Origin of the sequence: Methylotenera versatilis 79 (assembly GCF_000384375.1) — a bacterium.
In the GTDB taxonomy this organism is placed as follows: Bacteria; Pseudomonadota; Gammaproteobacteria; order Burkholderiales; family Methylophilaceae; genus Methylotenera_A; species Methylotenera_A versatilis_B.
Genome location: NZ_ARVX01000001.1, coordinates 2139750 through 2163917, shown reverse-complemented (window position 1 = coordinate 2163917; position 24168 = coordinate 2139750). Strand labels below are relative to the sequence as shown.

Sequence of the window (24168 nt, the reverse complement as noted above, 5' to 3'; positions counted from 1 at the left end):
GATATGGCAGACAACGCAATAAATAAAAACGATACAAATGGTATGGACATTCATGAAATTCTTGATCATTTGCCGCATCGATATCCTTTTGTCTTAATTGATCGTGTTATTTCTATGGAAGTGGGAAAAGAAATTACCGCTTTGAAAAACGTCAGTGTGAATGAGCCATTTTTCCCAGGTCATTTCCCTTATCATCCTGTGATGCCAGGTGTGTTAATTGTAGAGGCAATGGCGCAAGCTGCTGCGATTCTTTCATTTAAAACAATGGGTACTAAACCGACGGATGATTCAGTGTATTATTTTGCTGGTATTGATAGCGCGCGTTTTAAAAAACCGGTTTCCCCAGGCGATCAAATCATTCTTAATGTTAAGATTGATCGTATTTTAAAAGGTATCTGGAAATACACAGGTGTTGCTACAGTTGACGGTACGATTGTAGCGGAAGCGAATATGATGTGTATTTTAAAAGCGATACAAAAGTAACAAGAATCAATTGGTTAAGTTAACAAGTTAAAGTAACTAATTAATTTAAATTTAAGTAACAATAAATCTCTTAGAGCGTAATTTATGTCCGTCAAAATACATCCAACCGCTATTATTGATCCTAAAGCTGAACTGGATTCCAGTGTAACAGTTGGTGCTTATTCTACTATCGGCGCACATGTAAAAGTGGGTGCAGATACACGTATTGCAAGTCATGTCGTACTGCAAGGCCCGACAACTATTGGTAAAAATAATCAGATTTTTCAGTTTTCATCTTTAGGCGAAGCACCACAAGATAAAAAATATCGTGATGAACCAACGACATTGGAAATTGGTGATAACAATACCATTCGTGAATTTTGTACGTTTAATCGCGGCACGATTCAGGATAAAGGCATCACTAAAATTGGCAGTGACAACTGGATAATGGCCTACGTGCATATCGCCCATGATTGCACAATCGGCAATAACACCATATTGGCTAATAACAGTTCACTTGCTGGCCATGTTGATATCCATGATTATGCAATTTTGGGCGGATTTACCTTGATTCACCAATTTTGTAAGGTCGGCGCACATGTGATTACCGCAGTTGGCTCTGTAGTGTTCAAAGATATTCCTCCTTACGTGACGGCAGCTGGTTATGATGCCAAACCGCACGGCATTAATTCAGAAGGATTAAAACGTCGTGGATATAGTCCAGAGAGTATCACCCAAATTAAACGCGCTTATAAAGCCTTATATCGCAATAGTTTAACGCTTGAAGAAGCGAAATTAACCTTAGCTGACATGCAAAAAGATTGTGAAGAAATTGCATTGCTAACTGATTTTCTAAAAATCTCAACGCGCGGCATCGTCCGTTAATCCTACTTAATATGCCAAAAATTGCAATTGTGGCAGGTGAGGCCTCAGGGGATTTGTTGGGGCACCACTTAATGCGTGCGTTAAAAGCAAAACGTAGCGATCTCACTTTTATCGGCATCGCAGGCCCAAAAATGATTAGCGAAGGTGCCAAATCATTATTCCCATTAGAAAAGCTCTCTGTACGTGGTTATGTAGAAGTGCTTATGCATCTTAGGGGCTTACTTAAGCTGCGTAAAAACTTATTAACACAATTATTAACTGAAAAACCTGCCGTTTTTATTGGTATTGACGCGCCTGACTTCAACTTTTGGTTAGAGCGAAAATTCAAAAATAAAGGCATTCCAGCCATTCATTACGTCAGTCCATCCATTTGGGCATGGCGTGGTGGGCGAATGGGTAAAATCAAGCGTGCCGTGTCGCATGTGTTGGCTTTGTTCCCATTTGAACCTGCTTTATATGAAGCGGCTAATGTGCCTGTCACTTATGTCGGTCATCCGCTTGCAGACGAGTTGCCATTAGAGCCTGACCAAAAAGCGGCGCGCGAAACACTGAAGATTAAACAGGATAAGTTGGTAATTGCCATGCTGCCCGGCAGCCGTCAAAGTGAAGTAAAACAACATGCTGCGCTATTTGTCAAAACCGCACATTTGTTAACTCAAAAGCAAACTACCTCTCAAATTTCTAGCGCGCAATTTTCAGGCATACAGTTTTTAGTACCATTAATCACGCGGGAAACACGCGATATTTTTGAGCATGCCATTCACCAAAACTATGTGGAATATCCTGATATGGATATAGATTTACAGTTGCTTTTTGGCCACGCACACGATGCGATGGAAGCGGCAGATATAGTAATTGTAGCTTCAGGCACGGCTACGCTGGAAGCCGCTTTGCTGAAGCGTCCGATGGTGATTACCTATCGCATGCCCGCATTAAGTTGGTGGATTTTGAAGCGTATGCGTTATCAGGCATTTGTCGGTTTGCCGAATATTTTGGCGGGCAAATTCTTAGTGCCAGAATTGTTACAAGATGAAGCAACGCCAGAAAACTTAACGGATGCAACACAGCGATTATTGAGTGATTCAAACTATCTTGCTGAAATCAAACAAGAGTTTACTAAAATACATTTAAGCTTAAAGCAAAATGCAGCTGAAAAAGCCGCTAATGTTATTTTAAGTTATATTAAATAATTGACTGAAAACAGACTTATTTGCGGTGTAGATGAAGCAGGGCGTGGACCACTTGCTGGCGGCGTTTATGCGGCAGCGGTTATTCTGGATATTAATCAACCTATTATTGGTTTGGCTGACTCTAAAAAACTATCCGAAAAAAGACGGGATTTTTTAAGTGCTGAAATTAAATCCAAAGCACTTGCTTGGGCAATCGCAAGCTGTACGCCACAAGAAATCGATGAAATCAATATTCTGCAAGCCAGCTTATTAGCCATGAAACGGGCGATTGAAGCCCTGCAATTGCAGTTCAATATAACGCCAGATATGGGTGAAATATTAGTACAGGTAGATGGCAATAAGTGTCCGAAAATCAACTTGCCCTGCGAGGCGATTATTCAAGGTGACAGCAAAGTACAAGCGATTTCAGCGGCATCTATATTGGCAAAAGTCGCGCGTGATGCAGAATGTTATGCGCTGGATAAAATTCATCCGCAATATGGTTTTGCTCAACATAAAGGCTATCCAACACCTTTTCATGTGCAAATGTTAAGTTTGCATGGCGTATCGCCAATCCATCGCAAAAGTTATGCGCCGGTTAAACTTCGATTAAGCCAGTAATAGAAATACGGTAGGGCGTTTATGTAAGTCTGGCATTGGCGATTGCTTCCAACTGGCAATCGTTTTTGTGGCAATCATTTCAGTACTCAAGCTAATATCACACGCGATACACAGCTTTGTATTCGGATGGCATGTGCTTAAAATAGCTTCCAGCATATGTTGATTGCGATACGGCGTTTCAATAAAAATTTGCGTTTCTTTATGTGTTAAGGAGCGCTTTTCAATTTCTTTCAACTTTAAATTGCGCGCTTGTTTATCTACGGGTAGATAACCCAAAAATGCAAATTGCTGACCATTTAACCCAGAAGCCATCAAGCTTAATAAAATGGAACTTGGGCCAACAAATGGAATGACTTTAATGTTTTTTTGATGCGCAAGTGCTACTAATTTGGCACCAGGATCAGCAATGCCTGGGCAACCTGCATCGCTCATCAAACCGACGTCTTGACCTGCTAACAAAGGTTTTAATAATGCTGAAACCTCTTTGTCATCAGTATGTTCGTTGAGTAAATTCAGTGATAACTCTCGCACCGGTTTAAGCGTTTTGATGGTGCTTAAAAAATGGCGTGCAGATTTTTCACTTTCTACAATAAATACATCCAACTTTTGCACAAAAACCACAACATCAGGCGGCAAAACACTGGCGATATTGTCATCGCCAAGTGTAACGGGAACGAGATAAAGTGTGCCGAGCTTATTCAAAAGAATGCTTTAACATGAATAGTTAACCTGTAAAATTACCAATATTTTATTTGTTTAATATTTAACTTGCGCTCTGTATGTAAGCGTAGCTTTGCCTTCCGCTGGCACTTCAATTTTCCATTCAGCTAAGCGACTACTGGCTTTAGCATGCGGATGACTTTCGCTGATGATTTTCCAATCGCCGTTAATCGGTTCTTGCACCGTTACCGTGACTTTCTCTTTTTTTGCATTTTTAAGGGTTAACTCAAAGGCGCTTTCGTATAATTGATTAGTTTTTGAGGGTTTAGGCAATACTTTAAAGTCTGTTTGTTTTTTATCAGCAGTTACATCAAATGCCTCACCCAATTTTAAGCGCACGGTTTCATTTTTTGGCGTGTGATCGATATTATCTTCACCTACAAATTGTGCGTTACCTTTACTGTCTTTTTTGTACACGCGCAAAATGCCTTTTGGCAGTGGCATGCCTAATTTGCTGGTTTCTTTATTTTCAAATTCAACAAATACGCCCACTTTTAATTTGCTACCAATTTCACCATATTGACCTTGATAATAATAATCTGCACCTGTTAATACCAATTCTTTCTTAACTGGCACGTTGCTGACTGATAACAGTGCAACTTGCTTGGTTTGGTTGTCATTAATGGTGGTTGGACGATCAAGCGAATATAAGTGGTACTCTAATAGCAATTCTTCTGCCATTGGCGCAGCAGCTTCTGCCATCATCATATCGTTTTTGCGCATTTGCATGGCCATTGCACGCGGTGATTGCTGCACACGATTCACATCACCTGCCACCAACTGCAATTTAGCATTGCGATAAGTGGTGCCGCTGGTGTTGGTTAACGTGACCCAGCCAGATAAATCCAATTGATTTTCTTTGTCATTTAACTCAGCAACGTAATCAGCTTTCCAAGCTAGACCGCCAGTCAAATAGCTTAACTCTACGGTTTGGTCACTGACTCCTTTGTTATTAAATTGTGTGACTAATGTAGGTCTGTCGCGCAAATTTGCTGGTACGTCGTCATAAACAATACGATTGGTTGAAACACCTGTTTCAATACGATTGCCTACTTTAAGCACCACGCCATGATTGGCGGATAAAACAGTGGCTTGTTCAACTGTTTCTGTACCAGTTGTTGGATGTACTTTGACCAAACCAACTGTTTTTCCCACATATTTTTCGAGTATTTTTTCGGGCGTCAGTAAATCAAAATCAAAATTTTGCTCTAACAAAGTTAAGCTATCTGGGGCGTTAATACTGCGTAATAAAGCTGTTTCCGGGCTGATTCTGGCACTTACATCGCGTAGTGCAAGTACATTTAAGCCAGTTTTTAATTTCACTTTACGCGTATCTTTTACCAGTGCTAAATCACCGTTGTAAATGGTGACGGCAACGCTTTGTTGATCGTTCAACGTACTTGGCGTTTCATCTGAAATATTGGCTAAATTGTTATCCAAGGCAAATGCTCCCATTGATAAAATACTGGTGATGGCTAAAACAATAGAACGGCGTTTAAACATATTAATCTCCCAAATGATGATGGATTGCAGATGACATTGCTTTGGTCAAATGGCTAACGTCTGTCGTTAAATTACGCTGACACCTTCATTATTGAGCATAGTGATCAGCTTGATTAAAGGTAGGCCAATCAATGCATTTGGGTCATCGCCCACCATGCGCTCAATTAGCGCAACGCCTAAACCTTCCGATTTCGCGCTACCAGCGCAATGATACGGCTGTTCTTTGGCTAAATAATTTTCAATTTGTGCATCGGTTAACTCTCTAAAACGCACCAAATAAGGCACGACTTCAGCTTGCATATTGCCAGTGGCGGCATTGAATAAACAAAGTGCACTATGAAAAGTCACTTCACGGCCACGCATCATTTTTAACTGTTTGGTCGCATTTGTGTGGTTAAGTGGTTTGCCTAATTGCTCACCATCTAAAGTAGCAACTTGATCGCAACCGATGATTAATGCGTGCGGATATTCGCTACCAATTTTTCTGGCTTTATCTTGCGCAAGCCTTAAAGCTGTTTCATATGGCTTTTCATTGTCTAAAACAGCCTCATCTACATTCGGTGAAATACAACTGAAAGGTATCTGTAGCTTTTGCAGCAGTTCGCGCCTGAAAATGGAAGATGAGGCTAAAATAAGTATTTGTTTCATAGGCTTTAATTTAAGACTTTAATTTAAGAATGTATTTTATCTTTTTAAAAAAACTAAAGCCGATAGTATGTTAACTATCGGCTTTAAAATGGTTAACACGCTATATTATTCAGGTTGAATTTCAAGTAATGACTCATCTGGCGTTACTGTGTCGCCTTTCGTGACATGCACTGCAACCACAGTACCTGTTTTAGAAGCTTGAATCTCATTTTCCATTTTCATCGCCTCAATCACTAAAACACCATCGCCTGCTTTTACTTTATCGCCAACCGCTACTTTTACAGCCACAATCGTTCCTGGCATAGCAGTTGTTACGCAACCAGCATGGTGTGGGCGAGGGCGGCCGTTCGCGGTTTTTGAGCCCGCTTTTTTCTTATCTACACTTTTTGCGCCATTACTGGTTGCACCGTTACTGGAAACTTCAATTTCACTTAGAGTTTCAACAATCACTTCTTCTGCAATGCCATCTACTGAAACATAGAATGGGCGTAAATCCTCACCTTCGTGGCCGCTACCAGTCAGTTTGATATGGAAAGTTTCACCATGTAGCGTTACGTTAAATTCGTTAGGCGCAAAGCGTGAAGCGCTTGTGTGAGCAGCTTCTTTGGTTAATAAAGCCTCTGGTTTTAAACTGCCGGCATTACGTTCTTGCAAAAATGTTTTGCCAATATCTGGAAACATGGCGTAAGTTAAAACATCTTCTTCATTTTTTGCAATGCGATCAGATTCCGCCTGCAACTTAACCATTTCAGGCTCTAATAAATCAGCAGGGCGGCAAGTAATCACTTTTGCATCGCCAACCGCTTGTTGTTTCACCGCTTCATTTACTGGCGCTGGAGATTGTCCATATTGGCCAAGTAAATAGTTTTTTACTTCATTGGTGACAGACTTATAACGCGAACCCGTCATCACATTTAATACAGCTTGCGTGCCAACGATTTGCGATGTTGGCGTGACTAATGGCGGATAACCCAAATCCTCACGTACGCGAGGAATTTCGGCTAACACTTCATCTATGCGGTCTAACGCGCCTTGTTCTTTAAGCTGGTTTGATAGATTGGAAATCATGCCGCCTGGTACTTGGTTGACTAAAACGCGTGTATCGACGCCAGTAAAATCACTTTCAAATTGCCAGTATTTTTTACGTGTCTCGCGGAAATAAGCGGTGATTTCTTGAAGTTTACCCAAGTCTATACCGGTGTCATATTCAGTGCCAGCCAACGCTGCGACCATACTTTCCGTACTTGGATGACTTGCACCTTCTGCAAAAGATGAATTACAGGTGTCAATAATATCAGCGCCGTTTTCAATGCCTTTTAGTAACACCATGCTAGCCAAGCCAGAAGTGGCATGACTATGCACATGAATAGGCAAACTTACCGCAGCTTTAAGCGCTTTCACTAGATCAGCAGCGACTTGTGGCGTTAACAAACCCGCCATATCCTTGATGCCGATACTATCTGAACCCATACTTTCCAGCTCTTTTGCCATCGCAACAAAATAAGCAATATCGTGGACTGGGCTGGTGGTATATGAAAGCGTGCCGATAGCATGTTTTTTAACTTTTTTAACGGCATTAATCGCTTCACGCAAATTACGCGTGTCATTCATCGCATCAAAAATACGGAATACATCGACACCATTGTCAGCAGATTTTTGCACAAATGCATGCACGACATCATCAGAATAGTGGCGATAACCCAGTAGATTCTGACCACGTAATAACATGTTGATTTGGCTGTTTGGCAAGGCTTTACGCAACTTGGTTAAGCGTTGCCATGGATCTTCTTTTAAATAACGCACACAGGCGTCAAATGTGGCGCCGCCCCAAGCTTCCAGCGACCAAAAACCAATCGCATCTAGCTGACTGCAAATCGGTAGCATATCTTCAGTGCGCAAGCGTGTGGCAATCATCGATTGGTGACCATCACGTAAAACGAGTTCGGTAAGTTGTATTTTGCTCATAATCAATCGTCTTCTATTAAATACTTTTTTTAAATGCCTTCATGTGCCGCAATCGCTGCAGAAATAGCGGCAGCAATCAATTCTGGCGGCAATTCGGTTGCGTAATTAGTCAGCTCTGGGTGTGTTTCTACAAAGCTGGTATTAAATTGTGCATTCTTAAAATCAGGGTGCTTCATAATTTCTTGATAATAAGGAATGGTCGTTTTAACGCCATAAACTACCATATCGCCCAAAGCACGGCGACCTCGTTCTACAACGCCTTCCCAATCCAATGCCCAAACCGTTAATTTGGCGCACATAGAATCGTAATAAGGCGGAATGACGTAACCCGTATAAATCGCTGCATCCATTCGCACGCCTGGTCCGCCAGGTGAGTAGTAACGCGTGATTTTGCCGAAACTAGGTAAGAAATCATTTTTAGGATCTTCGGCATTAATGCGATATTCCATCGCAAAACCGCGGAAGCTAATTTGAGATTGTTTGTACTGTAGCGGCAAACCAAAGGCAATGCGAATTTGCTCTTGCACGATATCGACACCAGTAATCGCTTCAGTCACGGTGTGCTCTACTTGCAGACGTGTATTCATTTCCATGAAGTAAAAATGATTATCTGAATCCAGCAAAAACTCCACTGTGCCTGCATTTTCATAGCCAACAGCTTTGGCCGCTTTTACAGCTAATCCACCAATATAATCACGTTGCGCCTGACTTAACTGAGGTGAGGGCGCGATTTCGATCAATTTTTGATTGCGTCGCTGAATAGAGCAATCGCGCTCAAATAGGTGAATCACATTGCCACGGCTATCTGCCAATACCTGTACTTCAATATGGCGCGGTGCGACAACACATTTTTCTAAAAACACTTCTGGTTTACCAAAGGCTTTACTGGCTTCACTAATTACGCGGTCGTAATTGCCCAATAGTTCTTTTTCGGAATCACAACGTCTAATGCCACGACCGCCACCGCCGTTAGTGGCTTTTAACATCACTGGATAGCCAATTTTACTAGCTAACTTGACTGCTTCATCTAAATTTTCAAGGTTACCATTACTACCTGGCGTACATGGAATGCCAGCTTTAGTCATTGCATTACGCGCTTGGATTTTATCGCCCATTTGACGGATAACTGCAGAAGTAGGCCCAATAAATTTAATGCCTCGGCGCGCGCAGATTTCTGCTAACTCTGGATTTTCTGATAAAAATCCATAGCCAGGATGCAAGGCATCACAGCCAGCAGCGACCGCCACGTTGACGATATTATGCGCGTTTAAATAGCCAGCAACCGGATCGGTGCCGATGTTATAAGCCTCATCAGCTTTTTTTACATGCAAGGCATGGCGATCAGCCTCAGCATAAATAGCGACAGATTTAATGCCCATTTCGGAGCAAGCGCGTACAATACGCACTGCAATTTCACCCCGATTAGCAACAAGAATTTTTTTGAACACTTGAACCCTTAAAGATATGCAACAAACTGACCGATTGTAACACGCAGGCGCAGTCTACAAAATAAGTACAAAGCCAAAAAATGGCTTGATTGATGAAAAATGAACAAATTAATGGCCATAATGAAACCACTATTGATTAACAATCTTGAGTTTGCAGTATCTGAACAAATCGTTTCAGGAAGCGTTGAATTGACTTCGCTGCAAAGACTTAACGACTTATTGGTGTTAAAAATTGAACGTCAACAAACAGCAAAAATACACTTTACATTAATAGGTGAAGCTAAAAAATTCAGCCAGCCCAGTTTGCATTTAACGATAGATGCGGAGTTGCCAGCTATTTGCCAGCGCTGTTTAAATGAAATGAAAGTGCCATTAAAGCTAGATTTTGATTATTTGATTAGCGATTCAGAACCCGCTGGTTTTGATGAAAGCGATGATTTAGATTGGCTGGAATCCGCGCGTGAAATGCACGTGTGGGAAGTGATTGAAGATGAGTTATTAATTGCGTTTCCAATTGCACCAGTCCATTCGGCAGTGAACCAGCAAGAATGTATACAATATACTAAGCAAAGTGGAGAGAAGCCGAATCCTTTTGCGGTGCTTAAAGATTTTGCAAAAAAATCCAGTTAATCATTACCTAACACGACCGCACTTTCTTGCAATGCGCGCTTCTATTTGCACAGTGCAATAAAATAAATTATAATGCTGAATTAGCTATTTAACGCATTTGCTTAAAGCATTTATTGGAGTTTTATCATGGCAGTTCAACAAAACAAAAAGTCACCTTCTAAACGTGGTATGCACCGTTCACATGACTTTTTAGTTAATCCACCTTTAGCAGTTGAGCCAACAACAGGCGAAACACATTTACGTCATCACGTTAGCCCAACTGGCTATTACCGTGGTCGTAAAGTATTGTCGACTAAAGGCGAATAAGCCCTTACTCTAGTTTTTGTTGATTAAAACCTAAGTAATTAAACCGCAACACTTAAATTACAGTGATTAATCAAATAGCTGGAACAAATGCGCCGTACTCTAAACAGTGCGGCGTTTGCACATTTAGCATTTGTGCGCATTTTGCGTTTCATCCCCTAAATTATTGTTTGCTGGCCTAATCGTCGGCAAACATCTGAATCTGATATTTGATACTTTAATGGATATTACAATTGCGATAGATGCGATGGGTGGCGATCACGGCCCTCACGTAACCGTTCCTGCAGCTTTAAGGGCACTTAAAGAAGATGCACAGCTTAATATTGTGCTGGTCGGCTTAGAAGATGCGATTCAAGCTGAATTAAAAGCCCATAAATCTAGCACCAGCCCTCGTTTGCGTATTCATCACACAACAGAAGTTGTATCGATGGATGAATCACCGCAAAGCGCTTTAAAAAATAAAAAAGATTCCTCGATGCGCGTGGCCATCAACTTAGTAAAGTCTGGTGAGGCGAATGCCTGTGTAAGCGCTGGCAATACTGGCGCGCTGATGGCTACTGCACGTTTTGTTTTAAAAACATTGCCAGGTATTGATCGGCCTGCCATTGCCTCTTCTTTGCCTTCAGAAAAAGGTAAAACCTACATGCTGGATTTGGGTGCCAATGCCGACTGTACACCAGAACACTTGTTGCAGTTTGCGGTAATGGGGGCAATGTTAGTCAGTTGTGTTGAGCATAAAGCTAATCCAACGGTTGGTTTGTTGAATATTGGCTCTGAAGATATTAAAGGCAATGAAGTGGTTAAGCAGGCGGCTGAACTATTGCGCGCTAGCCATCTTAATTTTTATGGCAATATCGAAGGTGATGACATCTTTAAAGGCACAACTGATTTGGTCGTATGTGATGGTTTTGTAGGCAATGTGTCACTTAAAACCACCGAAGGTTTAGCGCATATGATGGGCAAGTTTTTAACGATGGAATTCAAAAAAAACTGGCTGACTAAATTAATGGCGCTAGGCGCGATGCCAGTATTAAAAGCGTTTAAAAATCGCTTAGATCCGCGTCGCTACAACGGTGCGAGCTTTTTAGGTCTGCGCGGTATTGTGGTGAAAAGCCATGGCGGAGCAGATGAATTAGCTTTTTATTACGCATTGCATGTTGCGATTGAAGAAGCGCGTAGTGGCGTTTTGCGCCGCATTACAGAGCAATTAGAAATCGAACATTTACAGCCACAAAATATCGCATCAAATGCAGATAATTTAGCAGAAGAAGGTATTAACGCATGATTCAATCCAGTCCTATTTATGCAAAAATAACTGGCACTGGCAGCTATTTGCCGCAAAAAATATTAAGTAATGCGGATTTAGAAAAAATGGTGGATACCACTGATGAGTGGATTTTTACGCGCACCGGTATCCGCGAAAGACATATTGCTGCTGAAAATGAGTTTACTAGTGACTTAGCGTTTATTGCTGCGCAAAACGCAATTGCAAGTGCAGGCATTCATGCCAATGACATTGATTTGATTGTGATTGCAACCACCACGCCAGATAAAGTGTTTCCAAGCGTTGCGACAATGGTGCAGAGCAAACTAGGCATTTCCGGCTGTCCAGCATTTGATATTCAAGCAGTATGTAGTGGTTTTGTCTATGCGCTGGCAACCGCTGATAACTTTATTAAAGCGGGCAGTGCAAAGTGTGTGTTAGTGATTGGCGCAGAAACGTTTTCACGTATTACAGATTACACCGATAGAGGGAATTGTATTTTGTGGGGCGACGGTGCTGGTGCTGTTATTTTACAAGCTTCAGCTGAAACAGGCATTATTTCCACGCATTTACATGCCGATGGTAATTATGAAAAAATGCTGCACGTGCCGCGAAATGCCAACGGGCCAGACACAGTATTGATGGAAGGTAACGCTGTTTTTAAAATGGCAGTGAATACTTTGGATCAAATTGTCGACGAAACATTGGCTGCGAATGGCATGCAAAAAAGTGATATCGATTGGTTAGTGCCACATCAAGCAAATATTCGCATTTTGCAAGCGACTGCTAAAAAATTAGAATTAAGTATGGATAAAGTAGTTGTTACAGTTGATAAACACGGCAACACCTCTGCCGCATCTATTCCGTTGGCGCTTGATGTTGCAGTGCGCGATGGTCGCATTAAACGTGGGGATGTCATTTTAATGGAGGCTTTTGGTGGCGGTTTTACCTGGGGCTCAGCGCTTATTCGTTATTAAGCATTCATTCATATTTTATAAATCTAATTAATTAAAAATTAAAGAATTAAAACCATGAGTCAATTTGCATTTTTCTTCCCGGGCCAAGGCTCACAATCCGTTGGTATGATGAGCGGATTTGGCGATAATCCTGTTATTAAACAAACGTTTGTTGAAGCATCTAACATTTTAGGCGTTGATTTTTGGGCAATGGCGACAGAACCAAATGAGTTGCTGAATTTAACACAACATACACAGCCGTTAATGCTTGTTGCCGATATTGCGACTTGGCGTGCATATCTCAACGAAAGTGCCAAGCAACCGAGTATTTTCGCTGGTCATAGTTTGGGTGAATATGCGGCTTTAGTCGCAGCAAGCTCAATCACTTTTGCTGATGCATTGCCCTTAGTTAAATATCGTGCTGAAGTCATGCAAAGTGCAGTACCAGAAGGTGTGGGCGCAATGGCTGCTATATTGGGTTTGGATGATGATATTGTGCGCGCTGTTTGTGTTGAAGCTGCACAAAATGAAGTATGTGAACCTGTTAACTTCAACTCGCCAGGTCAAGTGGTGATTGCAGGTAATAAAGCAGCGGTAGAGCGCGGCATGGAGTTGGCAAAAGCCAAAGGCGCAAAACGTGCGTTAGCTTTGCCTGTGAGCGTGCCTTCGCACTGTGCTTTGATGAAACCTGCGGCAGAAAAACTCGCACAATATTTAGCTGATGTAACGGTTAATACGCCGAAAATACCTGTTATACATAATGCAGATGTGACCAGTTACGCAACTGCGGATGAAATCAAACAAGCATTGGTGCGCCAACTTTATAGTCCTGTTCGTTGGGTAGAAAGCGTGCAAGCGATTTATGCAAAAGGCATATCGACTGCCGCAGAATGTGGCCCAGGAAAAGTGTTAACAGGATTAACCAAACGCATTATTAGAGAGCTTCCGTGCGTTGCACTCGTTTCAAATGAAGCAATTTTAGAGTTTAAAAATAATTATTAAAAATCAATTAATTAAAAGGTCTATTTAATGTCTAACATTCAAATATTAAGTGGTCAAATTGCTTTGGTTACAGGTGCTAGTCGCGGTATTGGCGCTGCAATCGCAGCAGAACTTGGTCAACAAGGTGCAGCTGTTATTGGTACTGCAACAAGTGTAAGTGGCGCAGAAAGTATTACAGCCAATTTCAAACAAGTAGGCATTACTGGTGTTGGTATGGCTCTAAATGTAAATGATGCGGCACAGGTAGAAAAAATATTAAAAGAAATCGCCACGCAATTCGGCGATATATCGATATTAGTGAACAACGCAGGTATTACAAAGGATACTTTATTGATGCGTATGAGCGATGAAGATTGGGATGCGGTGATTTCAACCAATTTAAAATCGGTATTTCGCATGAGCCAAGCGGTTTTACGCCCGATGATGAAAGCACGCACAGGCCGTATTATCAGTATTTCAAGCGTAGTAGGGCATATGGGCAACGCAGGTCAGACCAACTATGCTGCAGCAAAAGCAGGTATGAGCGGTTTTACTAAATCATTGGCTTCAGAAGTGGGTAGCCGTAATATTACAGTTAACTGTGTCGCGCCAGGTTTTATTGAAACCGATATGACGGCAGAATTGCCGGAAGCTATTAAAACCAAAATGCTTGAGCGTGTGCCGCTTGCGCGCTTGGGTAATGTAAAAGAAATCGCAGCAACAGTAGCATTTTTGGCATCTCCCAACGCGGCATATATTACTGGTGAAACCATTCATGTGAATGGTGGGATGTACATGGCTTAAGTTGGTTTATGCCAATTTTGGACAAGTTTTGTTAAGCAATCATCATTAAGTTTAAAAAGCTTTTTTGTTTTATTCTAGAGTTTTGTTAGAATACGCACTTAGCCTAACTATGCTGATGTAAGTTGCTAATTTTTTAATCAAAGGGGTATTTAGATGTCTGACATCGAACAACGTGTAAGAAAAATCGTTTGCGAACAATTAGGTGCAAATGAAGCAGATGTAAAAAATGCATCATCATTTGTAGATGATTTAGGTGCTGATTCATTGGATACAGTGGAATTAGTAATGGCGCTTGAAGAAGAGTTTGACTGTGAAATTCCAGATGATGAAGCGGAAAAAATCACAACAGTGCAACAAGCGATTGACTACGTCAACGCAAACCTCAAATAAATTCAATACACCCTACATTTTCAGCCCTCACGTTTTGAGGGCTGATTCTTTGTTTAAGCAACAACATGTTGTAAAAACATTAGGTAGAGCAAATATCAAAACTATGCATCAAAGCATGGTTTTCTTGCCACGAAATTTAAGCATCGGATTTAATCTATGAGCCAAAAACGTCGCGTTGTCATTACTGGTTTGGGCGTTGTTTCCCCTGTTGGTATCGGCACATCAACCGCTTGGGAAAACCTAGTTAAAGGCCAATCTGGCATCACACGCATCACTAAATTTGATCCGACTGCCTTTTCTTCACAAATAGCTGGCGAAGTAAAAAACTTTAATGCCGAAGATTATTTATCTGCAAAAGAAGCACGTCGTATGGATACTTTTATTCAATACGGCTTAGTTGCTGGCATTGAGGCATTTAAAGATTCTGGTATTGAAGTCACCGAACAAAACGCAGAACGTATTGGCGTATCGATTGGCTCAGGTATCGGTGGTTTAGGGCTTATTGAATCCACCAACGATAGCTATGATGAAGGCGGCCCACGCAAGATTTCACCTTTTTTCATCCCTGGCACAATCATTAATATGATCTCAGGCAATTTAAGCATTATGTTTGGCTTAAAAGGCCCAAATGTGGCGATTGTGACAGCTTGTACCACAGGCACTCACTCGATTGGTGATGCTGCGCGTATGATTGAATACGGCGATGCCGATGTGATGGTAGCAGGTGGTGCTGAAGCTGCGATTACAGAATTAAGTGTAGGTGGTTTCGCATCTGCGCGCGCCTTATCCAATCGCAATGATGACCCTGCAACTGCAAGCCGTCCGTGGGATAAAGACCGTGACGGTTTTGTAATAGGTGAGGGTGCAGGTGTGTTGGTGCTAGAAGAATATGAGCATGCCAAAGCACGTGGTGCGCGCATCTACGCTGAGTTATCCGGCTATGGCATGAGTGCAGATGCCTATCACATGACGGCGCCGAATATGGATGGTCCACGCCGCAGTATGGTAAATGCATTGAAAAATGCGGGCATTAACCCAGACCAAGTACAGTTTATGAACGCACACGGCACTTCAACACCGCTGGGCGATGCCAACGAAACAAACGCCATTAAAGCGACATTCGGTGATCATGCATATAAATTGGTCGTGAACTCAACTAAATCGATGACAGGCCACTTATTAGGCGGCGCAGGCGGTTTAGAATCGGTATTTACCGTGCTTTCTATTTACAATCAAATCTCACCGCCGACTATTAATATATTCAACCAAGATCCTGATTGCGATTTGGATTATTGTGCCAATACGGCGCGAGATATGAAAATCACCTATGCGCTTAAAAACAATTTTGGTTTTGGCGGTACGAATGGTAGTTTAGTATTTAAAAAAATATAAGCTTAAGAAAATATAAGTTAAAGTAATCAGTATTAAAAACACAAGCTTTTTAATAAGCGCGTATTGTCTAAAAGCCTGCAAATTAAGCACTTGCAGGCTTTTTAATTGACGCAAGCTATGGTTTAATTGCGCATCATGTTGCACACACAAACCTACATCGTCAACGGCAGTTTTGATTACGCTATCTCACCGCTTGATCGCGGCTTTGCCTATGGCGATGGCGTATTTCGCACAATGATTATACGCAACGGTTTGCCTGAATGTTGGCCGCAACATTATCAAAAACTGGTTGCCGATTGTGCTGCGATTAAAATTGTTTGCCCTAGTGCGGAATTGTTAATCAGCGACTTGCAGCAACTATTTACAGAGCAAGAAATCACCGAAAATTCGGTTGCAGTTGTTAAAATAATCATCACAAGAGGCGAGGGTGAGCGTGGTTATGCACCGCCCGCCATTACCAGCCCTCTGCGTGCGCTGATTAAAACGGATGTGCCAACTTATCCAAACAGTTATTTTAGTGAGGGCGTCAATTTACAGATTTGTAAAACACCTATAGCCGCACAACCTTTGTTGGCGGGAGTTAAGCATCTAAATCGCCTAGAAAATGTCTTGGCGCGCATGGAGTGGACAGACGCGAATATTTTAGATGGCATTATGTTGGATAGCGACCAGCAGGTAATTGAATGCACATCAGCGAATATCTTTATTTGTAATGGCAATACACTGACTACGCCAAGCTTGACTCAATGTGGCATTGCAGGCATTACGCGGCAACGCATCATAAATTTGGCACATCTAATTGGGTTAACAGTAAAAATTGAGTCATTTAATCTAGAGCGATTATTTATGGCGGACACAGTGATCGTCACCAATAGTTTATATGGCGCTTTTCAGGTAAAAAGTATTCAGCATAAGAGTTGGGCGCTGACGTCTTTAGCGGCCGATATAAGGAAAATTTTGAAAGAAAAGCTTTAAGCATGATGCGTTTTTTAAAGACAACCGTAATATTTACTTTGCTTATTAGTATCTTACTGGCTGGCGGGATGTTCTATTACGCCAAAACATCGCTCAAACTGACACCGCAAGCACAAGAAATCAATATTAAACCTAAAAGTAGCTTAAATAGCATCGCCAACCAGTTAGTCGATCAAAAGGTTCTGCGTAGTGCGTTGCCATTTGTTGTATTGGCAAGAGTACTCAGAAAAGAATCGTATTTGCAGGCGGGTGACTATACGCTTAATAAAAATATCACGCCTTATCAGCTATTGTTATCGCTCAATCATGGAAAGACAACGCAAGGCAGCATTACCTTTATTGAGGGCAAAACCTTTAAAGAAATGCGTGCAAAATTGATTAAAAATGATGCGATTAAAAACACCATTCAAGATTTATCCAATGCAAAAGTAATGGCAATTGTTGGAAAAGGTGAGGCGCATGCAGAAGGTCTATTCTTCCCCGATACTTTTTATTTTGATAGAGGTACGCTGGATACGGTGATATTAAAACGTGCTTATGACGGCATGCAGGCAAAATTAAATAAAGCTTGGGAGAATAGGGCACCGAATCTGCCTTATAAATCCACTTATGAGGCGTTAATCATGGCTTCAATCATAGAAAAAGAAACAGGAAAAGCCTCTGAACGCCCAATGATTGCAGGTGTTTTTCTGAATCGTTTACGCATTGGTATGCGCTTGCAAACTGATCCTACCGTTATTTATGGCATGGGCGATCAATATGATGGCAATATTCGCCGCAAAGATCTGTTAAAAGATACGCCTCACAATACTTATACACGTGCGGGCTTGCCGCCAACGCCGATTGCGATGCCAGGCTTAGCTTCTATTGATGCGGCTTTACATCCTGAACAAACAAAAGCCTTATATTTTGTGGGCAAGGGCGATGGTAGTCACGTGTTTTCTAATTCTTTGGCAGAGCATAATCGCGCTGTTTATCAATACCAAATTAAAGCCAATAAATAATTATGGTAGATAAAATGAGTGAGTTATTTAAAAATCAGGCATTGAAAGTCAGACATTGAAAAAAGGTAAATTTATTACGTTAGAAGGCATGGATGGCGCAGGTAAAAGCACGCATATTCCAACTATCGTGGCATTGCTTCAAGCGCGTGGTGTAGAAGTGGTTTCAACCAGAGAGCCAGGTGGAACAGCACTTGGCGAGCAGTTGCGTACATTATTGTTGCACGAATCGATGCATGCCGAAACTGAAACGCTATTGATGTTTGCAGCAAGGCGTGAGCATATCGCCAATGTGATTGAGCCTGCATTAGCGCGCGGTGCTTATGTGCTGTCAGATCGATTCACTGACGCCACTTATGCCTATCAATGTGGTGCAAAAGGCGTGCTACCAGAAAAGATCAAACAATTAGAAAATTGGGTGCAAGGCGATTTGCGGCCAGATGCGACTTTACTATTTGATGTGCCGGTTGAAGTGAGTATTAAAAGATTAGCCAGTGCGCGCGAACCGGATAAATTTGAACGTGAAAACGCGCAGTTTTTTGAGAAATTACGTCAAGCTTATTTACAAAGAGCGTCAGAAAACCCGGATATTTTTCATATTATTGATGCTAATCAACCAATAGAAAACGTGAAAGTTTTAGTTGAGAAAGTTATTTCAATTGTTTGATTTTAAATGTAATTTAAAAATAATTTAACCATAAAAAATGATTAATAAATGATAACTACTAAATGATTTACGGCTGGCAAACAAAACAATGGCAGCATATTATGCAGCAGCGTAAAAATCTGCCGCATGCATTACTTTTGCGTGGTGGCGCTGGAACTGGCAAACAAGATTTTGCGCTTGAATTAGCAGGCAATCTTTTATGTGATGCGCCAATTGATACGCACGCTTGCGGTGTTTGTGCCAGCTGTGTGTGGTTTAAAGAGATGCATCATCCAGATTTTCGCTTAATTAGCCCTGAAGATGCAGACACTAGTGAAGATGCGCCTAAGAAAAAAGCCACTAAAAAAAGTCAGATTTCAGTCGCGCAGATTCGTCAACTGATTGATTATTTGAGTTTATCTTCGCACCAAGTCAATCATCACCGTGTGATATTAATATCGCCAGCAGAAACTTTAAATATCGCTTCAGCCAATGCGTTGTTGAAAATGTTAGAAGAGCCGCCAGCTAACACATTGTTTTTACTGATTAGTCATCAGCCACAACGTTTATTGGCGACCATTACCAGCCGTTGCCAAGCGATCGATATGCCGTTGCCAAGCAAGCCTGAGGCGCTTAATTGGTTAAATGAGCAGGGTGTTAAAAACGCAGAGTTGTTGCTAGATTATGCAGGTGGGGCGCCTTTGGCAGCATTACAGGCTGCAGATGATAACGATGCATTAATAGCGCTAATCAATCAATTAACGTTGGGCGCGCAATTGCAACCTTTTGCTTGTGCACCGGCTTTTTTAGCGCTTGGAATGGAGCGCGCAATTGATACCTTGCAGAAATGGATTTTTGATTTGATGTCGTACAAATTGACGCAAAAATCGCGATATCACGCACAGCATATAAAGGCTTTGCAAGCCTTGTGCAAAGGCGTAAACTTAAATTTATTGATGAGTTTTCAGCAAAGATTATCCGATGCAAAAAAAATGGCCAATCATCCGCTGAGCAATGAAATGCAATTAGAAAATATGCTTTTGCACTATACTAAAATCTTTAATTGACTTTAATCTTATGAGCACGCAAGCAGATATCAACCCAATCACAGACCAATCCATTAATAAGCCCGGCGTGTTGTCGTTGGCTATTAAAGAAAAGTCGGCTTTATACGCTGCTTATATGCCTTATATAAAAGGCGGCGGTTTGTTTATTCCTACCAATAAAAACTTTAAAGTGGGTGAAGAAGTTTTTATGTTGTTGAGTTTGGTTGATGATCCGATTAAATTAAAAGTGGTCGGAAAAGTCGTTTGGACAACGCCAACTGCATCAGCAAATCGTCCGCAAGGTATTGGCGTACAATTCAGCGAAAAAGATGGCGGCTCTGAAGTGAGAAATAAAATTGAAGCGATTTTAGGTAGTACTTTAAAATCTAATCGCGCCACACACACCATGTAATTTGCTATTTAAGCCTCATACGTAAGCCTAAATAGTTAAACTTAACGTATAAAACAGCTCAATATTTAGCGTTAAGCCAATCATTTAAGTAGGTTCACTTTATGTTAGTCGATTCACACTGCCATCTGAATTTCCCTGAATTGTCCGAAAATATTGACGCGATCAGGCAGTCGATGACTGACGCGCAAGTAGGGCACGCATTATGCGTTTCTGTCACGTTAGACAAATTTCCTGAAGTATTGAATCTAGCATCACAGTTTGATAATTTTTACGCCTCTGTTGGCGTGCATCCAGATTATGAAGATATTCAAGAGCCGACCGTAGAGCAATTAGTTAACCTATCAAAACACCCAAAAATTGTCGCCATTGGTGAAACAGGCTTAGATTATTTTCGATTAACAGGGGATTTAGAATGGCAGCGCGAGCGCTTTCGCACGCATATTAGAGCGGCTATTTTAGCCGACAAACCTTTGATTATTCATACCAGAAGCGCCGCTGAAGACACTTTGCGCATTATGCAAGAAGAGGGCGCAAACCAAGTTGGCGGTGTGATGCATTGCTTTACTGAAAACCTGGAAGTGGCTTTGGCCGCAATTGAAATGGGCTTTTATATCTCATTTTCAGGCATCGTCACTTTTAAAAACGCCACACAAATAAAAGCTGTCGCACAAGCTATTCCATTGAATCGACTGTTAGTAGAAACAGATTCACCCTATTTAGCACCGATTCCTTTTCGCGGCAAAACCAATCAGCCAGCTTATGTGAAATATGTGGCGCAAGAAATCGCAAATTTACGCGGCATTAGTTTAGATGAAGTGATGAACGCCACAACAGCCAATTTTTTCACCTTGTTTAAACATGCAAAACAGTTGAATTAAACAATGCAGATTACATTATTAGGCGTAGGCTCAAGCGCTGGAACCCCCGTAGTTGGCTGCAAGTGCGCCACTTGCCAATCCACTAATCCGCGCAATAAGCGTTCACGCTGTTCGAGTTTAATCACACTGCCTAATGGTGAAAATATCCTGATAGATACAGGCCCTGATTTACGCAATCAAGCATTGCGTGAAAATATTACACGAGTCGATGCCGTTTTATACACGCACACGCATGCCGATCATTTACATGGCATTGATGATTTGCGCGCCTTTTGTCAGATACAACGTGAGCAAATACCGCTATTTGCCAATGAAGATGCAGTCGCGCATATTCAAGCCAAATTTGGCTACACACTGCGTGAGCCGTGTAATTTTTGGGATTTACCAGTATTACGTGCAGAAGCGATTAAACAGCCTTTTGAGCTGTTTGACACACTGGTTACCCCAATACCAATCATGCACGGGAAAAGTCGTATTTTCGGCTACAGAATAGGCAATTTGGCTTATTTAACCGATGTATCTGAGATTCCCGAATCCTCTTTTGATTTTCTCAACGGTTTGGATATTTTGTTGCTGGATTGCTTGCGCGAAACCTCGCATCCAACGCATATTAATATGGAACAAAGTTTAAATTACATCAGTCGCATCAATGCAAAACAAAGTTATATGATTCACATGACGCATGATTTAGAATATGAAACCTTATCAGCCAAGCTGCCTGAACGGGTTTTTGCTGGCTACGATGGCTTAAAATTAACATTTAGCTAAAATTAACATTTAGTAAGTACGCGTCAACAGTTAACCAACTTATAACGTTAGTCAGTTATTAGCAAGGCACTATCATTAAAAATCTAGAATCAAGGAATAACGAATGAAACAAAATAACTTCAAAACTGCAATCGTATTAATCGCCGGCATATTAACAATAGGCCTTGCAGGCGTTGTAAATGCCGCTGGTAAAACCTACACTGAAGATGAATTTTTAAACAAATTCAGCGGCAAATCAAAAAAAGTGATTGTTGAAGCATTAGGTGAGCCAGCAAAAAAACAATTATCAGTAAAACCAACCAACGCAAGTGTCGTCATTGGTAAAAACACAGACGGCGAAAAAGGCAAAAAACCAGTTAAAGTAGAAATGTGGTATTACAATAATATTGTTAAATACGACAAAAAAAATACTTATAAAGAAACTGAGATCACATACGTGAATGACCGCGCGATGAACATCGCATTCTTTAATAACCGTTAATCCATCGATATAACTAAAGAGGGCTGCAATATTCGCAGCCCTCTTTAGTTATATCTACGTCACTTCGTATAATGTATATTATGTAAAATATACTCTGAAGTATATGAGGCTGCAAACGATGATATTTACAATGAATCAAACATAGCAATCAACAGACAATAAAAAAGCCACCTTTTGAGTGGCTTTATATTTAGAGCTTAATTTCTAAGATGTATGGCATACAGTCGCACAGTAAGCACATCCGTTTATTCTTGCCAAACGATGTTGTGATTTTGCGTAAGCAACTGCATCATGACAATTTGAGTGATAACCTAAGTCTATTTGGTTTTCAGGCCGTGGAAAAGTGTAAATGTTGCAAGGTACAGTCTTATTGTGTACCTCATGATCACCATTGCTTTGTGCATTTCTGTTAAGTACGTATTGCGGCATGATATTAGTCCTTTATGATAAAAATTTTAAAAAGAGGACAAATCAAGCAACAAAGATTCAAAATTTTTACAATTACGTTGAAAAAAATTTAAAATCTGTTTAGTATCAAGCTTCCCAACCGATACGTTAAATTACTTGACGTGTCCACTAAACCCAAAGACTGTTAAATACTTTCTTTGGGTTTTTTCATTTCAAACATCAAGATGTATGAGTGAAAATAGAACATTAACACAACTTATTGTGTTTCGTTAAAATAAGTGGAGAAATAAAGCATTATTTTAGCAAAACCTTAGGTTTACCATTAATATTTAATTAAAATCGTTCACAGAGCGTTAAATGATTACTTAAAGGTAATAATAAAATTCAACTGTAGTTGGCGAACCGGCTCTGCTAAAACTTTATCGAGGTTATCAGCAGATGATTTTCGGTGACTTACTAAGTACTTACAAACAGCATTAACATGCTCAATAGGTATACCTGACTCAACAAGTCTAATCTTTTCTTTTAAGACGGCTCTATAGTAACGCCTACGCTTTGCTTTATTGCGCCCTTCAACCCTTATCATCCAATAAGGAAAATGCAAATTGCCAGCCCATTTAGGTATTTCGGTTAAAGCTCGATGTTTAAATCCGTAAATCATTTTTATTATTTATTAGTTCTTATTTGACCTAAATTTTATATGTTTTGGTTGTAAGTCGTCCGTAATATAAATCTAGCGGACGACAAACTTAACGCTCTACGCGCTAGCGCACGCTTAAACATTAAGTACGCACTCTGCAATAAAAAAGCCCAATTAAGGGCTTGATTAAACAAAACACTGAAAACGCCCATTTAAAGGCAATACTATCTAATAAAACGTTTAATCGAATGATCAACACTCAACTTACCAGCGCCGTTTAATAGTAATGGTATGAACATGATTATGTACAAAAGCGGTAATTTGTAATTGCCGAAGCCGTCTTGTTCGGAATCTGAAATGCGATAGCCTTTGAGCAGTTCTGACAGCGTGTTCCAATGTTCTGGCCAATGAACGGCGGCAATGGCGACGATGGTTAAGATAATGAGTGAGATTGAGAAAAATCGGGTTGCTATGCCAAAGGCTAATGCAAATGCGCCGACGATTTCGAAAAAAGTGGCGATATGCCAACTGATATCTGGCGGTAATAGATTGAATGGAAAAGGGAAATTAATGTCGGCGAACCAATTGATGCCGTGTAGTTTTTCAAAGCCCGCCTCGCCAAATTCCCACGCTAATATAAGCCTTAAAAACAGCTGCGGCAGCCATGAGCCTAGCGCTTCGAGCTTTTCACTGATGATTTGGTATAAATTGATGGACTGATTGAATAACGACATTTTTGAATCCCTTAATATAATTGTTGGTTTAATTAAAG

Annotated in this window: 27 protein-coding genes; 20 read left to right on the top strand and 7 right to left on the bottom strand. The window is 40.9% G+C overall.

The features are described 5' to 3' along the window. The first annotated feature begins 3 nt into the window (after positions 1-3). The 4 genes from fabZ to rnhB all read left to right on the top strand — a co-directional run bounded on the left by fabZ (position 4) and on the right by rnhB (position 3137). Positions 4-483 (top strand): 3-hydroxyacyl-ACP dehydratase FabZ, encoded by a 480-nt coding sequence (gene fabZ, locus METVE_RS0110490; protein ID WP_020184117.1) that lies wholly within the window; start codon positions 4-6, stop codon positions 481-483. A gap of 84 nt (positions 484-567) precedes the next feature. Further along, positions 568-1347 (top strand): acyl-ACP--UDP-N-acetylglucosamine O-acyltransferase, encoded by a 780-nt coding sequence (gene lpxA / locus METVE_RS0110485; protein ID WP_020168436.1) that lies wholly within the window; start codon positions 568-570, stop codon positions 1345-1347. 11 nt (positions 1348-1358) lie between these two features. Next, the gene (lpxB, locus tag METVE_RS0110480) at positions 1359-2537 is read left to right on the top strand and encodes a lipid-A-disaccharide synthase (RefSeq protein ID WP_020168435.1); all 1179 of its coding nucleotides are present in this window, start codon (positions 1359-1361) and stop codon (positions 2535-2537) included. Beyond that, on the top strand, positions 2538-3137 hold the full coding sequence (rnhB, locus tag METVE_RS0110475) for a ribonuclease HII (protein ID WP_020168434.1): 600 nt from the start codon (positions 2538-2540) through the stop codon (positions 3135-3137). Here rnhB and METVE_RS0110470 read toward each other — a convergent pair. The 5 genes from METVE_RS0110470 to METVE_RS0110450 all read right to left on the bottom strand — a co-directional run bounded on the left by METVE_RS0110470 (position 3126) and on the right by METVE_RS0110450 (position 9421). Further along, entirely contained in the window at positions 3126-3839 is a 714-nt protein-coding gene (locus METVE_RS0110470) for an SAM-dependent methyltransferase (RefSeq protein ID WP_020168433.1), read from the bottom strand. The two genes, rnhB and METVE_RS0110470, sit on opposite strands and share 12 nt — an antisense overlap. A 54-nt stretch (positions 3840-3893) precedes the next feature. Continuing rightward, positions 3894-5360, bottom strand: coding sequence for a DUF4139 domain-containing protein (locus tag METVE_RS0110465; RefSeq protein ID WP_020168432.1), 1467 nt, complete (start codon positions 5358-5360; stop codon positions 3894-3896). A gap of 66 nt (positions 5361-5426) precedes the next feature. Further along, complete coding sequence (locus METVE_RS0110460) at positions 5427-6008, bottom strand: Maf family nucleotide pyrophosphatase (protein WP_020168431.1); 582 nt, start codon at positions 6006-6008, stop codon at positions 5427-5429. A 105-nt stretch (positions 6009-6113) separates the two neighbouring features. Next, complete coding sequence (oadA, locus tag METVE_RS0110455) at positions 6114-7973, bottom strand: sodium-extruding oxaloacetate decarboxylase subunit alpha (RefSeq protein WP_020168430.1); 1860 nt, start codon at positions 7971-7973, stop codon at positions 6114-6116. A gap of 29 nt (positions 7974-8002) precedes the next feature. Continuing rightward, positions 8003-9421 (bottom strand): acetyl-CoA carboxylase biotin carboxylase subunit, encoded by a 1419-nt coding sequence (locus METVE_RS0110450; protein WP_020168429.1) that lies wholly within the window; start codon positions 9419-9421, stop codon positions 8003-8005. Positions 9422-9532: 111 nt separating this feature from the next. Here METVE_RS0110450 and METVE_RS0110445 point away from each other — a divergent pair, with 111 nt between their 5' ends. The 16 genes from METVE_RS0110445 to METVE_RS0110365 all read left to right on the top strand — a co-directional run bounded on the left by METVE_RS0110445 (position 9533) and on the right by METVE_RS0110365 (position 22348). Continuing rightward, positions 9533-10051, top strand: coding sequence for a YceD family protein (locus METVE_RS0110445; RefSeq protein WP_232496451.1), 519 nt, complete (start codon positions 9533-9535; stop codon positions 10049-10051). 126 nt (positions 10052-10177) lie between these two features. Then, positions 10178-10357, top strand: coding sequence for a 50S ribosomal protein L32 (gene rpmF / locus METVE_RS0110440; protein WP_020168427.1), 180 nt, complete (start codon positions 10178-10180; stop codon positions 10355-10357). Positions 10358-10574: 217 nt separating this feature from the next. Continuing rightward, the gene (gene plsX / locus METVE_RS0110435) at positions 10575-11639 is read left to right on the top strand and encodes a phosphate acyltransferase PlsX (protein WP_026362109.1); all 1065 of its coding nucleotides are present in this window, start codon (positions 10575-10577) and stop codon (positions 11637-11639) included. Further along, positions 11636-12595, top strand: coding sequence for a beta-ketoacyl-ACP synthase III (locus METVE_RS0110430; protein ID WP_020168425.1), 960 nt, complete (start codon positions 11636-11638; stop codon positions 12593-12595). Before plsX ends, METVE_RS0110430 begins: the two co-directional genes overlap by 4 nt. A 54-nt stretch (positions 12596-12649) precedes the next feature. Beyond that, positions 12650-13576 (top strand): ACP S-malonyltransferase, encoded by a 927-nt coding sequence (gene fabD / locus METVE_RS0110425; RefSeq protein ID WP_020168424.1) that lies wholly within the window; start codon positions 12650-12652, stop codon positions 13574-13576. Between the two features lie 42 nt (positions 13577-13618). Next, positions 13619-14359, top strand: coding sequence for a 3-oxoacyl-ACP reductase FabG (gene fabG / locus METVE_RS0110420; RefSeq protein WP_026362108.1), 741 nt, complete (start codon positions 13619-13621; stop codon positions 14357-14359). Between the two features lie 153 nt (positions 14360-14512). Then, on the top strand, positions 14513-14749 hold the full coding sequence (gene acpP, locus METVE_RS0110415; protein WP_020168422.1) for an acyl carrier protein: 237 nt from the start codon (positions 14513-14515) through the stop codon (positions 14747-14749). Positions 14750-14905: 156 nt separating this feature from the next. Further along, entirely contained in the window at positions 14906-16141 is a 1236-nt protein-coding gene (gene fabF, locus METVE_RS0110410; protein ID WP_020168421.1) for a beta-ketoacyl-ACP synthase II, read from the top strand. Between the two features lie 135 nt (positions 16142-16276). Then, on the top strand, positions 16277-17116 hold the full coding sequence (pabC, locus tag METVE_RS0110400; protein WP_020168419.1) for an aminodeoxychorismate lyase: 840 nt from the start codon (positions 16277-16279) through the stop codon (positions 17114-17116). A 2-nt stretch (positions 17117-17118) separates the two neighbouring features. Further along, a complete protein-coding gene (mltG, locus tag METVE_RS0110395) occupies positions 17119-18120 on the top strand; it encodes an endolytic transglycosylase MltG (RefSeq protein ID WP_020168418.1) in 1002 nt (333 codons plus the stop codon). Positions 18121-18175: 55 nt separating this feature from the next. Continuing rightward, a complete protein-coding gene (tmk, locus tag METVE_RS0110390; RefSeq protein ID WP_020168417.1) occupies positions 18176-18784 on the top strand; it encodes a dTMP kinase in 609 nt (202 codons plus the stop codon). Positions 18785-18846: 62 nt separating this feature from the next. After that, on the top strand, positions 18847-19830 hold the full coding sequence (gene holB / locus METVE_RS0110385) for a DNA polymerase III subunit delta' (protein WP_020168416.1): 984 nt from the start codon (positions 18847-18849) through the stop codon (positions 19828-19830). Positions 19831-19840: 10 nt separating this feature from the next. After that, positions 19841-20221, top strand: coding sequence for a PilZ domain-containing protein (locus METVE_RS0110380; protein ID WP_020168415.1), 381 nt, complete (start codon positions 19841-19843; stop codon positions 20219-20221). A 101-nt stretch (positions 20222-20322) separates the two neighbouring features. Beyond that, complete coding sequence (locus METVE_RS0110375) at positions 20323-21099, top strand: TatD family hydrolase (protein WP_020168414.1); 777 nt, start codon at positions 20323-20325, stop codon at positions 21097-21099. Positions 21100-21102: 3 nt separating this feature from the next. Beyond that, positions 21103-21867 carry an MBL fold metallo-hydrolase gene (locus METVE_RS0110370; RefSeq protein WP_020168413.1) on the top strand — a complete coding sequence of 255 codons (765 nt, stop codon included), beginning with the start codon at positions 21103-21105 and terminating at the stop codon, positions 21865-21867. A gap of 103 nt (positions 21868-21970) precedes the next feature. Continuing rightward, entirely contained in the window at positions 21971-22348 is a 378-nt protein-coding gene (locus METVE_RS0110365; RefSeq protein ID WP_020168412.1) for a hypothetical protein, read from the top strand. Between the two features lie 769 nt (positions 22349-23117). On the opposite strand, the gene METVE_RS0110355 is transcribed toward METVE_RS0110365, so the two are convergent. Then, positions 23118-23417: a hypothetical protein gene (locus METVE_RS0110355; RefSeq protein WP_020168410.1), complete on the bottom strand. Its 300-nt coding sequence runs from the start codon at positions 23415-23417 to the stop codon at positions 23118-23120. Positions 23418-23620: 203 nt separating this feature from the next. Continuing rightward, positions 23621-24130, bottom strand: a complete 510-nt coding sequence (locus METVE_RS0110350; protein ID WP_020168409.1) for an HvfX family Cu-binding RiPP maturation protein — start codon at positions 24128-24130, stop codon at positions 23621-23623. Positions 24131-24168: the final 38 nt, after the last annotated feature.